Source organism: Paludibacter propionicigenes WB4 (assembly GCF_000183135.1).
Classification (GTDB): domain Bacteria; phylum Bacteroidota; class Bacteroidia; order Bacteroidales; family Paludibacteraceae; genus Paludibacter; species Paludibacter propionicigenes.
In genome coordinates, this window is the sequence record NC_014734.1 from 1,007,534 (window position 1) to 1,023,585 (window position 16,052).

Annotated in this window: 9 protein-coding genes; 3 read left to right on the forward strand and 6 right to left on the reverse strand. The window is 40.7% G+C overall.

Annotation, left to right across the window (positions count from 1 at the left end; genetic code table 11):
• Positions 1-6: 6 nt before the first annotated feature.
• From PALPR_RS15290 to PALPR_RS04165, 5 genes are all read right to left on the reverse strand, one after another.
• Positions 7-2,460, reverse strand: a complete 2,454-nt coding sequence (locus PALPR_RS15290) for a DUF5723 family protein (RefSeq protein ID WP_013444360.1) — start codon at positions 2,458-2,460, stop codon at positions 7-9.
• An 11-nt stretch (positions 2,461-2,471) separates the two neighbouring features.
• Positions 2,472-4,175 (reverse strand): hypothetical protein, encoded by a 1,704-nt coding sequence (locus PALPR_RS04150; protein WP_013444361.1) that lies wholly within the window; start codon positions 4,173-4,175, stop codon positions 2,472-2,474.
• Between the two features lie 364 nt (positions 4,176-4,539).
• Positions 4,540-6,090: a DUF5723 family protein gene (locus tag PALPR_RS04155; protein ID WP_013444362.1), complete on the reverse strand. Its 1,551-nt coding sequence runs from the start codon at positions 6,088-6,090 to the stop codon at positions 4,540-4,542.
• A gap of 180 nt (positions 6,091-6,270) precedes the next feature.
• On the reverse strand, positions 6,271-7,674 hold the full coding sequence (locus PALPR_RS04160; RefSeq protein WP_013444363.1) for an ATP-dependent DNA helicase: 1,404 nt from the start codon (positions 7,672-7,674) through the stop codon (positions 6,271-6,273).
• Between the two features lie 459 nt (positions 7,675-8,133).
• Positions 8,134-10,020, reverse strand: a complete 1,887-nt coding sequence (locus PALPR_RS04165; RefSeq protein WP_013444364.1) for an HAD-IIIC family phosphatase — start codon at positions 10,018-10,020, stop codon at positions 8,134-8,136.
• 263 nt (positions 10,021-10,283) lie between these two features.
• Between PALPR_RS04165 and PALPR_RS04170 the strand changes: the two genes are divergently transcribed.
• Both PALPR_RS04170 and PALPR_RS04175 read left to right on the forward strand, forming a co-directional pair.
• Complete coding sequence (locus PALPR_RS04170; protein ID WP_013444365.1) at positions 10,284-11,588, forward strand: cytidylate kinase family protein; 1,305 nt, start codon at positions 10,284-10,286, stop codon at positions 11,586-11,588.
• Positions 11,589-11,734: 146 nt separating this feature from the next.
• A complete protein-coding gene (locus tag PALPR_RS04175; protein ID WP_041620211.1) occupies positions 11,735-13,777 on the forward strand; it encodes a dipeptidyl-peptidase 3 family protein in 2,043 nt (680 codons plus the stop codon).
• 78 nt (positions 13,778-13,855) lie between these two features.
• Here the strand turns inward: PALPR_RS04175 and PALPR_RS04180 are convergent, their stop codons facing one another.
• Positions 13,856-15,379, reverse strand: a complete 1,524-nt coding sequence (locus PALPR_RS04180) for a glycoside hydrolase family 10-like protein (RefSeq protein WP_013444367.1) — start codon at positions 15,377-15,379, stop codon at positions 13,856-13,858.
• 148 nt (positions 15,380-15,527) lie between these two features.
• Between PALPR_RS04180 and PALPR_RS04185 the strand changes: the two genes are divergently transcribed.
• Positions 15,528-15,971 carry a methylglyoxal synthase gene (locus PALPR_RS04185; RefSeq protein WP_041620664.1) on the forward strand — a complete coding sequence of 148 codons (444 nt, stop codon included), beginning with the start codon at positions 15,528-15,530 and terminating at the stop codon, positions 15,969-15,971.
• Positions 15,972-16,052: the final 81 nt, after the last annotated feature.

Genomic DNA, 16,052 nt, shown 5'->3' on the forward strand with positions numbered 1-16,052 from the left:
TTTGTTCTATTGCACCGACACTTCCTCGAATGTTATTTCAAATTCTACGCGGCGATTTAATGTTCTGCCGGCAGGCGTGCTGTTAGTCGAAACCGGTAGCGTATCGCCATATCCGTTGGCTGTCATTCGTTTGGAATCAATACCTTTTCCAATCAGATATTTACGAACGGATTCAGCACGTTTTTGCGACAAAACCTGATTTAGTTTTGCATCTCCAACATTATCGGTATGCCCTCGAACTTCAATAAGATACGTTGGGTTAGCTGTCATAACAGCTGCTATCTGATTCAAAATAGGATATGATTTTGGTTTAATCTTGTCTTTACCGGTTTCGAACTGAATTCCCTGCAAGGCTTTTTTGAATAGTGTTTTCACTTCTTTTTTGATAGCGGGACATCCTTCATTTTCGGCAACACCGGCTATTGTAGGACATTTATCCAGATAATCCGGAATTCCATCACCGTCCGTATCACGTGGACAACCATTCTGATCAACTTTTCCACGTGCTTCGATAGGTGTATTCGGACATTTATCCAAATAATCGGGAACACCATCACCGTCGGTATCAAGCGTACAACCGTTTTTATCTACAAATGCTTTTGCTTCAGCAGGTGTATTCGGACATAAATCCAGGTAATCGGGAACGCCATCACCGTCAGAATCAAGCAAGCATCCGTTCTTATCTACCATACCCTTAGCTTCCTTAGGTGTATCAGGGCATTTATCCAAATAATCAGGTACTCCGTCACCGTCGGTATCAATTGGACAACCCTTACTATCTATAAAACCTTTAGCTTCTTTAGGTGTATCAGGGCATTTATCCAGATAATCAGGTACACCGTCGCCATCGGTATCAAGCGGACAACCATGTTCATCAACAGAGCCATAAGCTTCGGTTGGTGTATCAGGGCATTTATCCAGATAATCAGGAACACCATCACCATCAGTATCTATCGGACAACCGTTCTTATCAACTTTTACACCACGTGGAGTATCAGGACATTTATCTTTGCTATCCTTTACACCATCTCTATCGGCATCTTTCTTGTTTCCAAACACAAAATTAACTCCAAGAGCAAAATTGGTACTTTTAGTATTGTAAGGAACAGGCGCTTTTGTTGAATTAGAATTATTATTAAATGAAACAGTGGCATATTTCACAGGCACATAATCAGCTGATACAAACCAGTGAATAAATCCGGTTCTTAAGCCTAAGCCTAAACCTATATTACTTGATCTTCCGTTTAATACAGAATACGAACCGGATAAATCAAACCAACTGACTGGACGAAGATTAAGAGAGCCTGTCAATTCTTCGTAAGCCACTTTGTTATGAATCAATGTGCGCGACAATAATCCCACACTCATTTTATTATTTAAAAAAGCATATTCCACACCCACATTAATCTTTGGAGATGTATAGCTGGTATATGCTTTGCTATTCGTAATCGTATCGTGTATAGCATTCTTAAAATCAGTGAATATTGAATCAGTCTTGTGATTCACATCAGTGTCATTAATATTTAAACCATCAATGCCTGTAAACTTATAATCTACGTTGTAACCCATTTTCTTCAAGTTTTTGTTCCAACGGATAAATCCAAGATCGGTAACTGCCGCCGATAAAGTTACGTCATTTGTAAGCTTATAAGTTGCACCTAAATCAATACCGGCACCCATACCCGATGGTTTTAGCCATTGTCCGGTAGATATGTCGGTTATCGGATCAAAGTTTTGAAAGCTATTACCATTTAAATCAATAGGCGATGAATAATTTACAGAACCATTACCCACTAAATTCCATTGATCTATACCTGCATTTAGCTTCAGGTCGCTGCTCGATCCCGAAACGTTTCCGGTTCCAAGCAAAAGTTTCACTTTTCCCCCCAATGTCCATTTGTCATTTGCCTTTCTGGAGTATCCCAGTCCTACTTCCGTGTAAACGGTCATATCAGCTCCGAAGGATGTAAAGTCATACGAATTCCTATTCATATCGGGCGTTCCATAGAGTAAAAGCTTCATTAAATCTTTTGGTAACCCTACCTGTCCTTCCATCTTTTCGGCTATAGAAAAGTTCCAGTAAGCTCTGCCGGTGCGGAACCCAAAATCAAGTACGTTCAGCTGCATATTAGTCTGCATCAATGTTGTAGGCTTCAGCACATTGAAAAACTTGTTTTTATCTCCATTTTTATTCAAAAACCAGATCGGTTTTCCATTCGCATCATTGTACGCAAAATCTTTGAGCGTTAGAGAATTGTTTCCTAAACTATATTGCGTAAAACCCAATACCGGAAAGCCCAGATAAAAATTGCTCAACGGTTGAAATGCCGGGTTCAGACTATTGCGTACCGGCACATTTTCCATAAAATACATGGTGTTTACCTGTTGAGCCGAGATAGTAAGTGTAGAGAGAAATCCACAAAGAATAAGTGCTTTTTTATATATATTTCTTCTTTTCATAATTGCCCTGTTTAGTTTTTAGTAGATCCAATGTTGCCTGATATAGTTCCATTTGCAAATACACCGGCTTTTACCTTAATAAAGTTCGACTTAACAAAGTGCATTGATTTCGTCGAAGCTTTATCACCCAACGTAATCTTGAACTTGAGGTTTTTCAGTTTTTTAAACTCATCAAACTGACCATCTTTCAGTTCAATCAGTAATTGTTGAACCTTAGTTTTAGTCACAGTACCATCGGCACTAACTTCTGCAGGTGCATCTATATTATATATCCTTGTCAGATCTTTTAAAATCAGATTACCTTGCTCATCTTTTAAATCAATAAGTTCAAAGGTTGCGTTGACAGGAAAACTATTAGTAATGTTTAAAACCAACGTTCCGGTTTTGATAGTTACATCTTTCATAGACGATGTTAGGTTTACCCCTACATTTTTTACACTATCTACCATTTCCACTGAGCTTCCGGGATCTAACTGCAATGGAATTTTAACGTCTACATTTGCAGTTATCTTAGCATCAGGAGTCAGAAAACCAAGCGCAGGGTCTGTATCAACGCCCGAGGTAAATTTATACTCCAAAACACTTGGTATTTTTCCACTTGCAAAAAGCCGGTTTGTAGCGCCATTATCTTTATCAAGCGTGAATACGGATGTTGCCGAAGTGTATGGTGTTGTTGGTCTATCCAGATGGAAAACATGGGAGTCACCGTTATTATAAGTATCCACTCCCGGTGCAAAATTCGCTTTTGCTATTTCCACGTTATTTTTATCGTATGCTTTTACATATTCAACATTAAACCTAAGTTTAGCTCCAACATTATTATTGACAGTAATTGTGGCTACCGGATTAGTAAATCTCAAATCCAAGCCTGAAAGTGCAGTTGGTAAGTTCAAATCTACACGAAGCGAATCTTTAGAATAGGTAGCTGGTGCAAAATGCCCCCGAAGGACTTTAAACGCTATATTATTAAAACTTAGCGTACAGTTAAAAGCCGTAGTATTACTTACCATAGCTCCGGAGGTTGTTTTAGCATCGACTGTTACAATAACCGGAATGCCCGTGGCTCCGTTGGGAGTATTCATAATAAAATTAGTCAACTGAATATTCTTTACAGTTCCGTAAGCACTTGGAATGAAAGGAGGAATTACATACGCATTACCTTGTGCATCTGTAATAGACCCATTGGGAAACTGAATGGTAATTTTCACATCCGTGTTCTTAATACTATTCTTAATATCATTTGTCAAATTAAGGCTAAGACCAATAGTGGCAGTCGTAATTTCAGCCGATTGAATTTGTTCACCTGTGTTCGATGGATTATTAAGTCCTAAATCTATTAAGCTTGTTATAGGAGTACTGGGTATAGTAGTTCCACCAGGTACAAACTGAGGACTTGGCAATGCGCTCCAAGGATTTACAGGAATGACTCTGCTTTGGGCATACTTGTTTAAATCAATATTTCTAAAAGAGTATTCGATACTTTCCTTGTTTGTAATGTAAATTTCATTACCCTCGGTACCAATGTAACTTTGATTGCCTAATTTCAGCAAAATATCATCGACCGTTACAGAGGATTCGCCCACGGGAGAAACCAGCGATTCATCTATCGCAACTTCATTGGAAATTCCGGTCAAATCAATTTCCTTACAGGACGAAAAGACACCTAAGAATATTCCACTAAAAAAAAGAAATCTAAATACAATCTTCCTTTTCATAAATCTATAATTTTAATGTTTTATATTAACAGGTTAGCAAGGCGATATGCAACAGCTTTACATATTTATACCTTTTTTCATAAATAAATAGACAAATATACGGGAAAAATTTTGTTTAGAAATTAAATATAGATGAAAATATCAAATTAATCAAGATTTAACACCGAGGCAAAATTCAAATTATCAAGCTATTATAGTTCGAATCTATATTCGAAATCAATCTTTTATTCTTGAAACCGACATATTTAACTTTTAATTTAAAATAATAAATTCGGTAAAAATTACTTTATCTTAAATGAGCTTCTTGACTCATTGCTATGTGAATATATAGTTACAAACAATACCATTGAAAGCCAAAAAGTATTTAATCCGTGTCGCAATTACAATTACTTTTCTTATGATGGCTGCGTGGTCCTTTATTCTTCTTGTAAGAACCAAAACCCGATGAACTGTTCCGTTCGCCGTCGGTTTTGTCAATCACGATACTCATCCCGATTGCCAGATTAAATCGGGGGATATTGTAGGGTGCCAAAATTTTAAAAGTCGGATAATTCGGACTGATGTACGATGGGGAAAATGTAGCCCTCTCGGCCGGAATATAATCGGCAGCCACAAGCCAGTGTATAAATCCGGTTTTAAGTCCCAATCCTGCACCCAACGACCCAAAGCACCCATTAAATGCAGAATAACTGAGTGACGCATTTATCCAGTGAGCCGGCCTGTAATTGATTGAAGCGGTAAGCTCTTCTGTAATAGTTCGTTTGAAAATACTGGAAAACGACAGCAAACCTAAACTCAGGGCATTATCGAACAAGGCGTATTCAGCTCCCAGATTAATTTTGGCTGTAGTTCCCGTAAAATAATGATTGTTACTACGTCTGCTTACAATGGCTGTTTGCAGAACATTATTCAGCGAGTCGGACACATAATTTCCGGTTGTAATCTTGTCTATTATGTTCTGAAAATTAGTTCCATTGGCAGTTTGCTGAGTTATGCCGTCGTAGGTCAAATCGGAAGTATAGTTGAAATTCTGAGTATTTTTTGTCCAGCGAATGAATCCCAAATCTGTTATAGCACCCGACAATGTGAGTTTGTCGTTCAGACGATATACTGCCCCGACATCGACACCCGCTCCCACCCCGGCCGGCTTCAACCAATCGCCAACTCTGTTGTTCGAAGAAACCGAAACGGATTGATAACCACTATCAACCCTGTACGCTACCGGAGCCGATACATTGACTGAGCCATTCAGATTTAAAACCCATTTGTCGATACCTGCGTACAAACGTGCAGCTTTATTGGTATTGGAAATATTGACATTCCCCAGCAACAATTTGAGCTTAGCGCCTATTGTCAGTTGCTCGTCTTCCTGTCTGGAAAAGCCAGCCGCCAACTCGGTATATGCAGTCATATCGGTTTGCAATGTGGCGAAGTTATAGTTGTTGGCATTTATATCGGGGGTTCCGTAGAGTGCCAGTTTGAAGGCATCTTTGGGGATGGCAGCCATCCCATTGACTTTTTCGGACAAGGAGAAATTCCAATAAGTCTGCTCGTGTCGGAGGCCGAATGTCAACAGATTTGTTTGCAAATCGGTACGGATAACCATATTGTGTCTGATATTTCGGTAAAACGAACCTACATCTCCATTCTTATTCAGAAAAGTAATGTTCTGATCGTTTCGTCTATAAATAAAATCTTTCAGAGCAAGTGAGTTATTTCCCACATCAAGTTGGGTAAATCCTATTATCGGCAAACTGAGGTAAAATTGGGTGAGAGGCTGAAATGCGGGATTTAAATAGTTTCGTTCGGGTGAATTCTCCATAAAATAGAGCGTACTAACCTGCTGGGCACGAATAGCATTATTCAAAACTTCAATTAAAAAGAGTACAATCAGAGCTGCAATAATGTGCTTCATCAATACCTGGTGATTTCTAAATTAATACAGTTTCAGACTTGTCCGAGAAACAAAAACAAGCAGCAGATGAAACGATGTACATGTCATATTTTTATATATGACAAGTGAATGCGCTTTTACCACTACGGCTTTTGAAATTATTCTTCGAAAATATTAGTACGTAAATATATTGATTTTATTTTAAAATGCGGTTTCGGGGAAGTTGACCAGATATACGGTTTCACTGGCACGGGTCAGCGCGGTGTAAAGCCAGCGGTAAAAGTCGCTGTTAAGCTGCTCTTGGACTATTTGCCCGGGATCTACAAATACTTTTTTCCACTGTCCGCCCTGTGCTTTGTGGCAGGTTACGGCATAGGCGAATTTTACCTGCAGGGCATTGTAGTATTCGTTTTCCAGTACTTTTTTATATTTTTCCCGCTTGGTGGTTATTTCGGGGTAATCTTCGAGTACGGCTTCAAAGAGTTTATTGGTCATTTCGTTCATGACAGCCGGCGACTCGGCCTGCAAAGCATCCAGCCAGATGCGTGCATCAATCTCCCACTCGTAATCCAGCGAGCGAAGCGTTAGATCGACGAACCGAAAATCGTAGATAGTATGATGCTTACCAACCCGCACTATTTGCAAAATATCGCCGTTGGCAATAAAGTCAATCTCTTTATACGGCTTGTTCCAAAAGTAATTATTGCGCGTCACCATCAGTAAATCACCTCCCGACAGCTCGTCTTCTTTCATCATTACCCGTGCCCTGATACCATTATTGTAAATACCTGCGCGTTTATTGGAGCGTGTCACCACAATGGTATCCTCCACTCCCACTCCGTCGTACGACCGCTGAATTTCATCGATCAGTTCCATCCCACTGAGTTTTCTGATATCGGAAAAACCTTCGAGCTCAAAGCGAGGAAATTCCGTGGTTCGTTCATCCAGCAACTGTTGACGCAGTAAGGTGGCATTGTGCAAAATACCGCTTTCCAAAGCCTGACGAACCACATGAGTCAGTGTGAAGTCGTACACTTTTAGTCCATAGCCCAGCAGCTTATCCCGCTCCAGCGCCGGACTGTGGGGCTGCATAACGGGCGGTAACTGAGCTGTATCGCCCAAGAGCAACAGACTGCAACCATCACTGCCATAAACAAATTGTACCAAGTCATCCAGCAACCGTCCCGACCCGAAAGCTGTTTCACTACCGGTATTCGAAATCATGGAAGCCTCATCAACAATAAAAAGCGTGTGAGTATGCAGGTTGTCCGCCAGTTGAAAGCGGAACTCCGACATGGACTTTTGCCTGTATATTTTTTTGTGGATGGTAAAAGCAGGAAAACCAGAATAGCCCGAAATAACTTTAGCAGCACGTCCGGTAGGTGCCAGCAGCACGGTCTTTTGTTTCAGCTCATTGAATGCACGCACCAACGCACTCACTACCGACGTTTTTCCTGTTCCGGCATACCCTTTCAGCAAAAAGGCTTTATCCTTGTCCGTAGACATCAAAAAAACGCCAAGTTCTTCTATCAGTTGGGTTTGCTGCTCGGTTGGATCAAACGGAAGCTGAGCACGTATACACGAAGCTATGTAATTCTGTAACATGAAGCAAAGATAATTAATTTCTGAACACATGTTACGCTGATTCCAGAAATTAGCACGGAGCTTACAACATAATAAAATGATTACCTAAGCTTTAAATAGCGATTTAGAAATTATCCGATTAAACTTAACCGTTAAACGAAAAAACAATTATTGCATCGCGCACTCTTTATTAAAATAGAATACTTTTCATATTGGGGCTTTACTCCTAACCCCACTTCATTTTTTGGCTTTTAAGAAGCAACCGCCCCTAAATCCCCTAAAGGGGACTTAAAAAAGCAAGTTGCCTGACGATACTAATCCAAGTCCCCTTTAGGCTTCGACGTGAGCTCAGCCGAACGTGGTTAGGGGCGGTTTAAAGATGCTTCTTCCATTTTATATAAGCTCCGCCATGAAACAGAATCCAACCAGCAATTAAACGCACTGCACGTAATCATAATTTTTGTACATAATAACTGCATTTCAAAGCCTTTTCCGGCTCAGTATGAAATACATATTTTTCATGCCGGCGTACAAACCGCTTTCCTTTGGAATAATATTCCTTACCAATTGTTTTGCGTTGTTCAGTAGCACATCGAAGTGCACTAGCAGCGACGAGCGGCTTCCGATTTCGACCTGTACCGATTCATTGATTATCGAAATTACTTTCTTAGATAAATCGTAATTTATACGCGACGGGAATTCGTTCAGATTGACCGTGAGATCGTTTTGGCTTTTCACAAGTTCATTCATGTCCAGCAATTTCAGTCGCTTATTGTTTTTTGCCAGCTTACGAATAGCTTCGTTCAGCTCAATATGGGCTAAATGCCTGTCGACATAGAATGGTTCGGTGTTTTTTTCGCAAGGAAACTCAACGCCTAAAATTAAACACAATATTGTTTCCTTATCTAAATCGTTCAGTATTTTACTGATTCGCTTGCAATAATCTTCCGGAGTAGTCTTCCCCTTGAATTCATATTTTTCGGAAAATTCCTTCAGGTATTCTTCCGTAAATGTATTACTAGCGCTGTAAAGCGTTCCAGAAATAAGACCCGGCCAGAAATTCTGATCGGTTAGCGGATATAAATACGAACCGGCTGTAACCTGAATGTTCGAATTTTTCTTTTGGTAAATACCTGCAAATGCATCGTTGAATGTACTTAAAAACACAATATCATATTTCTCTGTATAGATCGTTCCGTTGAACATCTCCTCATCATAAAAAATGCAATCGCGAAGGATTTCCTGCTTCTCAGCTGGCGAATAATCTTTTAGCTGAGACAAAAACACCGAATGATTATGACCGGCAATAACATTGTTTCTGGCAGCGCCTACATAGTCGAATTCACATCTGAACAAATTATCATTTGTCAGGTAAGCAATTGTTTGAGAAAAATCGCACGGACTTTTAAATAAAAATTTCTCCCCGTTCGGAACAGGATTTGCGGCTTGGACTGCTTTATTTAGATTCTGTATAGAATTATTATTAATCCATGCCGGCGCAGGAGCTTTGGTCAGTGGCGACACCACTTCGCCTGTCACTTCCAACGCCGGATAATTCAACGTGGAATAGACAAACTGCTCGGCTCCCAGCCCCATAACACGGCAGGAGAAAAGATAATGTTCTAGCTTATTCGCTATCAGAGCATAAAATCCGACGATTCCGTAATCGCCGAATTTGTCGTTTACGGTAATGTAAGCGCAGGAGGCATCGGGATTTTCGAGCAGGGCTTTGAGCTCTGCTTCAGAAATTCTTTTCTTGGTATAATTCAGCTGATTGGATCGGGACAATAATTCATGAATGCGCCCAATTTCAGGCATACAGTCCTCAACGATATTGAGCTTAACATTGCAGGCATACAGAAAATCTTCGTTACTATTATACTCTTTTTTCTCTGCTCTTTTCTGCTCAAGCAACTTATATTGATTCAGCCGATTATGATTCAGATCTTTCTTTTCCAATGTAGCCACCAACTCTATCAGCTCTTCTATTTCGTCTGGACTTGCAGTCATAATGCCGGGAGCATAATGCTTGGCTTCTTCCATGTTAGTGACTTCGTCGTCGATAAAGAGTACGTTTTCTGCCCGCAACGACATATCTTTAATCAAATCATTCATCCGATGGCCTTTCGAAGTCCAGTCGATAGACGGAAAAACAAAGTAATCGAACATTTCAATTTCATTCAGCTTATCGGCTACTACTTCGTAGGTATTTTTTGAACAAATAGAATTTACAATACCGCTGTGAGTCAATGATTTTATTAATTCTATATTTTTCGGAATCAACTGTATGCCGCCTTCTTTTATGCTGCCGGACCAGAAAGTGTTATCCAGGTCCCATATTACTAGTTTTATCTTATTAATATCCATAGTGTATCTGTTTTATGATAATTGTATTCATTTCAATTTTGAAACAACACAATTTTTATTTTCTAACATCGACCCCGCTTAAAAGGTTCATAATTGAATAGTTATTAATCTATCTGTAACACGATAAGGCATTTTAGTCTTTCCTCAAAAAACAAGGGTTAATAAAGCCATTATTTCAGCGGGTTTAAATGATATTTGTTAACTTTGCAGCAACAAAAACAGAAGAACCCCTAAATGGTTGACCTGTTACGGAAATTAGTTTGATGAAAAAAGAAGGTCTTTTTAGAAGAAGCATAGCCCTGATAGCAGGGCTTTTTATTATGGCATTTGGAGTTGCCCTGTCGGTAAAAGCTAATCTGGGCACATCGCCCATATCGTGCGTTCCCTATGTCTACAGTCTCGGATTCCCCATCACCATAGGTGCAGCCTCCATTGTGATGAATGTGGTACTCATTCTGCTGCAAATGGCGGTACTCCGAAAAAACTACCAGCCCATACAACTACTGCAATTCCCGGTAGCCTTCTTTTTCGGATTTTTTATCGATTTTGCCATGTTTGTCCTGTCGGGAGTTCAACCTGCAAATTATCTGTGGCAATGGATACTCTGTCTGCTTAGTTGCGTCATCATTGCTTTCGGTGTTTTTCTGGAAGTAAAAGCAAAGGTCACCTACCTGGCCGGCGAAGGATTGTCGCTCGCCATCTCCAAAGCTTTTCAAAAAGAATTCGGAAAAGTAAAAGTGGGACTGGACAGCACCCTCGTAGCTATTGGCATTGTGAGCTCCCTTGTTTTTCTCCATAACCTGCAGGGCATACGCGAAGGAACCGTTGCCGCCGCTCTACTGGTAGGCAGTATCGCCAAATTTTACGGAAAGCACCTCACATTTATTGATAACTTACTTACCCCGAAAGCAACAACAGAAACCAGATCGACACCCAGCATTGTAACAGATCAACCGGATCGACTCATTATAAACATTGCCCGGGAGTATGGTAGCGGCGGTCATGAAATAGGTGAAATAGTAGCCCGGAAGTTAGGAATCTCTTTTTACGATACAAAGCTTATCGAACTCTCCGCAGCAGCATCGGGCTTCACCCCCGAATATGTAAAAGAGCATGAACAAAAGCTGGCAAACGGCCTGCTGTTTGATCTGTACGAACAGAATTATGCCTACATAAACGAAGAGATGCCCCTACTCGACACCCTGTTTATGGTTCAAAGTAAAGTGATACGCGACATCAGTCAAAAAGAATCCTGCGTTATTGTGGGGCGATGTGCCGACTTTGTTTTAAAAAGCCATCCCAACTGTTTCAATGTATTCATTCATGCCAATAAAGAATACAGAATGCGCCGTATTATCCACGAGTATGGCGTCGATGCTGCTTTGGCTGAAAAGGAGATGGAGAAAACAGATAAAGAACGACTGAACTATTGCCGCCATTATACACACCGCACGTGGGGTCAGTCGGGCAACTATCATCTTACGCTCGATAATTCGCTCTTTGGCCCCGAACAGTCGGCCATGATGATTATCGAAGCCCTGCAAAAACGAATAATCAACAAAGACTAATTATCAAATAAGTAATCCATAGGGACAGGTCGCGACCTGTCCTTTTTTGTACAATAACCAACATTGTAGAAAATACCCTATTTTTGTATTCCCAAAAACAATAGTTTCGCGAATTCGTTTTAGTAAATTAAATTCATAGTAAAACAATGAAAAAAATAACCCTAATTTGTATGACAAGTATGCTAATGGCCGGTGCAACCACAAGTGCATCGACGCCTCCTGTTGAGAATTTCAAATACACGGTAGATAAGTTCGCCGATATTGAGATCTTGCGTTACCGCGTTCCCGATTTCGAAACCCTGAGTCTGAAACAAAAAGAACTGATTTATTTTCTGAATCAGGCCGCGCTTGAAGGTCACGATATTCTGTACGATCAGAACAACAAGCATAACCTGTGTATTCGTCGCACACTGGAAGCGGTGTATATCAACTACAAAGGCGATCGAAAATCCGAAGAGTTTGCGCAATTCACCACTTACCTGAAACGCGTTTGGATGGGTACCGGCATTCATCATCATTATTCCGAAGATAAGTTCGTTCCCGGATTTACGGCGGCTTTCTTCAAAAAAGCAGTAAAAAGTATTGATGCGAAAAAACTTCCGCTGTCGAAAGGTGAAACAGTGGATGCGCTTATTACCAAGCTCACTCCTGTCCTCTTCGACCCTACCGTTTATCCAAAACGTACCAATCAGGCAGCCGGTGTAGATTTGATTAAAACCTCCGCCAACAATTATTACGGCGATAATATCACCCAAGCCGAAGTGGAAGCGTTTTACGACAAAATGAAAAACCCCAACGATAAAGAACCCGTTTCGTATGGTCTGAACAGCAAACTGGTAAAAGAAAAAGGGGTGTTGGTAGAAAAAACCTATAAAGTAGGCGGACTTTACGGTAAAGCCATTGCCCGCATAGTAGGTTGGCTGGAAAAAGCTGCAACGGTAGCCGAAAACGATAAACAAAAAGATGTGATCAACAGTTTGACTGAATTTTACAAAACAGGCAGTCTGAAAACCTACGATGAATATTCCATTAAATGGGTAAAAGACCTGGCTTCACAAGTGGACTTTGTAAACGGATTTACTGAAACCTACGGCGATCCGCTGGGTATGAAAGCCAGTTGGGAATCGATCGTAAACTTCAAAAATATTGAGGCTACGAAGCGCACACAAATTATTAGTTCCAATGCACAATGGTTCGAAGATCATTCGCCAATTGATGCTAAATTCAAGAAAGAAACCGTAAAAGGTGTATCGGCCAAAGTAATTACAGCCACCATCCTAGCCGGCGATTGCTATCCTGCCACTCCCATTGGCGTAAACCTGCCTAACTCCAACTGGATTCGTCACGAATACGGCTCGAAATCGGTAACCATCGAAAACATTACCGAAGCCTACGATCAAGCATCGTTGGGTAATGGTTTTGCCGAAGAATTTATGTTGAGCGACGTGGAACGCAAACGTGCCAAAGAATTTGCATCGCTCACCAATAACCTGCACACCGACTTACACGAATGTCTGGGTCATGGTTCCGGCAAATTACTTCCGGGTGTTGATCCCGATGCTTTAAAAGCCTACGGTTCCACCATCGAAGAAGCTCGTGCCGACTTATTTGGTTTGTACTACATGGCTGATCCGAAAATAGTTGAACTGGGTCTGTTGCCTGACAAAGAAGCGTTCAAAGCCGAATACTATTCGTACATCATGAATGGTTTGATGACTCAGCTTACCCGCATCCAACCCGGTAAAGATATTGAAGAAGCTCACATGCGTAACCGTCAACTCATTGCTTCGTGGGCATTTGAGAAGGGAAAAGCCGAAAATGTGATTGAGTTTGTTACCCGAGATGGAGAAACTTTTGTGAAAGTAAACGATTACCAGAAACTGCGTACTTTATTTGGACAATTATTGGCAGAAATTCAGCGCATCAAATCGACCGGTGACTTTGAAGGCGGAAAAAATCTGGTGGAAACCTACGGTGTAAAAGTAAATCACGCACTTCATGCCGAAGTATTGGAACGTTATAAAAAGCTGAATCTGGCTCCGTATCGCGGATTTGTCAATCCTGTTTATACACTGGTAAAAAATACCAAAGGCGAAATTACCGACGTAAAGATTTCGTACAACGAAAACTATATCGATCAACACCTGCGTTACTCCAAAGAATACTCCAGCTTACCTACATACAACTAAGCAATAGATTCATATAAAAAGAAACAGGCTGATTCGACATAAAAGCGAATCAGCCTGTTTTTATATAGAACACCGGAATCACATCCGTCGTGTAACTCCCTGTGTTGGTACACTCTCGTGTTTATACCGATTGATGGCAGTAACCACAAACGTGTAATTTCCTCTGAATTTTTGTTCGAAGTCACGCAGATTTATACAGTTTTCGGTTGTTCTGATTAAGATATTAGCCGGATCATTCATGTCACCGACCTTTTTACCCTTGAACGCGTAAACCAGGTAATATGCTATCTGGCAACCACCTTCTTCTTCCACTTCATCCCACATCAGAAAAGCGTCTTTACCATCGCGCAACACTTTTATGTTCTGTGGTTGAGCCGAAGGTTCTCCTTCAATATTCCGGTTAACCGGACAAACAGCAGGATATTTATAGAAATTGGTTTTCAAGCTATCGTTTAATCCCAGCTTATTCTTCACGAACGCCTTCGCACTATAAAACACAGCTCCGTCTATCTGCGGATAATTTTTATTTAAGCGCAACTGTCTGACTAATTCATTTCCTTTACGCCAAGCCGAGTTAGCCTCGGGTAAACCCAACTGAGAGTTATAAAGACCAATATACAGGTTTTTGCCAAACGAGTTCTCACTCCACCATTTCGCCAGAATTTCATAATCGGCCACTTTCTTGCCTATCTCCCAGTAAAGTTGAGGAGCCACGTAGTCGATACTTCCTTCTTTAAGCCATTTCAGAATGTCGGCGTACAAATCATCATAATTCTGAACTCCGGCGCGCGTAGCCGATCCTTTCGGATCTACATTATCATTGCGCCACACACCAAAAGGCGAGATACCAAATTCAACCCAGGGTTTTAGGCTTTTGATGGTTTTTTGAAGCTCGTTTATAACCATATTTACGTTATTTCTGCGCCAGTCGTCGCGCTGATTCGGAGCAAAACCACGTGGGTTATTTTTAAACGTGGCAGCATCCGGAAACTCCTCACCGGCTACCCGATACGGATAAAAGTAATCATCAAAATGTACAGCATCAATATCATATCTTTCTACCACATCTTCCACCACTTTATTCAGAAATTCGCGTGTTTCATCCAGTCCCGGATTAAAGTAATACTTATCCCCATACTTTACAAACAAATCTCTGTTTTTGTAAAACAGATGATTCTTGTTTAAAATACCCAGGTTATCCGAATTAAGAACCCTGTACGGATTCAGCCATACGTGTACTTCTATACAACGCTTATGAGCCTCTTCAATAATAAATTGCAGCGGATCGTAATATGGATTGGGTCTTTCGCCCTGTTTGCCGGTCAACCAGTTCGACCATGGTTCCAGTGCTGAAGGATAAAATGCGTCGGCCGTTGGTCTTATCTGTACCACAATGGCATTCATGTTGTTCTTTGCAAACTCATCCAGCATGGCCCGCATTTCTTCGCGTTGCGCTTTCGATGTCAGATTACGCTGGCTGGGCCAGTCTATATTTGCAACAGTGGCTATCCATACCGCTCGCATTTCGCGTTTTGACTGCTGAGCAAAAAGGCTCATAACGCATAGAGAAAGGATAAAAAGAAGGGTTATTTTTTTATTCATAAAATTGAAATGTTTAAAAACAAAAGTAAACAAAATTCACAAATGAAGCAACCTTACGACTGTTTTTTCTTGAACTTTTGGCTTTATCAGTTGTTTGAATAAGAAAAAACCGTAACTTTGTAAAATGAACAGAGAAAAAATTGAAAATATGGATAAACAACTGACAATTGCCTTGGTTGCCCATGACAGACGTAAAGCCGATATGGTTGAATGGGCTGTATTTAATGCCGATATGTTATCGAAACATAAACTTATTTGTACCGGAACTACCGGAGGATTGATTCAAAAAGCATTTGAAGAAAAAGGTGTAGAAGCGGAAATAGTGTGTATGAATTCCGGACCACTTGGTGGCGATGCCGAAATTGCAGCACTGGTTGTACGCAAACAAATAAATCTGGCCGTTTTTCTTATCGACGACTTAAATGCTCAACCACACGAAGCAGATATTCAGATGTTGCTCCGTCAATGCCGTGTTCACAATGTACCCATTGCCTGTAACCGATACAGTGCAGACCTAATGATTACCAGTTCATTGTGGGATGATGAAGACTACGTTCCAAGCGAACCACGTTACATCAAATTTGACCGTTAATAATAAACTTTAATAACTCAGTAGCGCTATCGTCCCAGTTTCGATAGTGCTACTTTTTTTATTCATGAATAATGATTCATA

Coding starts and splice junctions, on each gene's coding strand:
- PALPR_RS15290 (WP_013444360.1), bottom strand. CDS start 2,460: ATGAAAAGAAGAAATATATATAAAAAAGCACTTATTCTTTGTGGATTT.
- PALPR_RS04150 (WP_013444361.1), bottom strand. CDS start 4,175: ATGAAAAGGAAGATTGTATTTAGATTTCTTTTTTTTAGTGGAATATTC.
- PALPR_RS04155 (WP_013444362.1), bottom strand. CDS start 6,090: ATGAAGCACATTATTGCAGCTCTGATTGTACTCTTTTTAATTGAAGTT.
- PALPR_RS04160 (WP_013444363.1), bottom strand. CDS start 7,674: ATGTTACAGAATTACATAGCTTCGTGTATACGTGCTCAGCTTCCGTTT.
- PALPR_RS04165 (WP_013444364.1), bottom strand. CDS start 10,020: ATGGATATTAATAAGATAAAACTAGTAATATGGGACCTGGATAACACT.
- PALPR_RS04170 (WP_013444365.1), top strand. CDS start 10,284: ATGAAAAAAGAAGGTCTTTTTAGAAGAAGCATAGCCCTGATAGCAGGG.
- PALPR_RS04175 (WP_041620211.1), top strand. CDS start 11,735: ATGAAAAAAATAACCCTAATTTGTATGACAAGTATGCTAATGGCCGGT.
- PALPR_RS04180 (WP_013444367.1), bottom strand. CDS start 15,379: ATGAATAAAAAAATAACCCTTCTTTTTATCCTTTCTCTATGCGTTATG.
- PALPR_RS04185 (WP_041620664.1), top strand. CDS start 15,528: ATGGATAAACAACTGACAATTGCCTTGGTTGCCCATGACAGACGTAAA.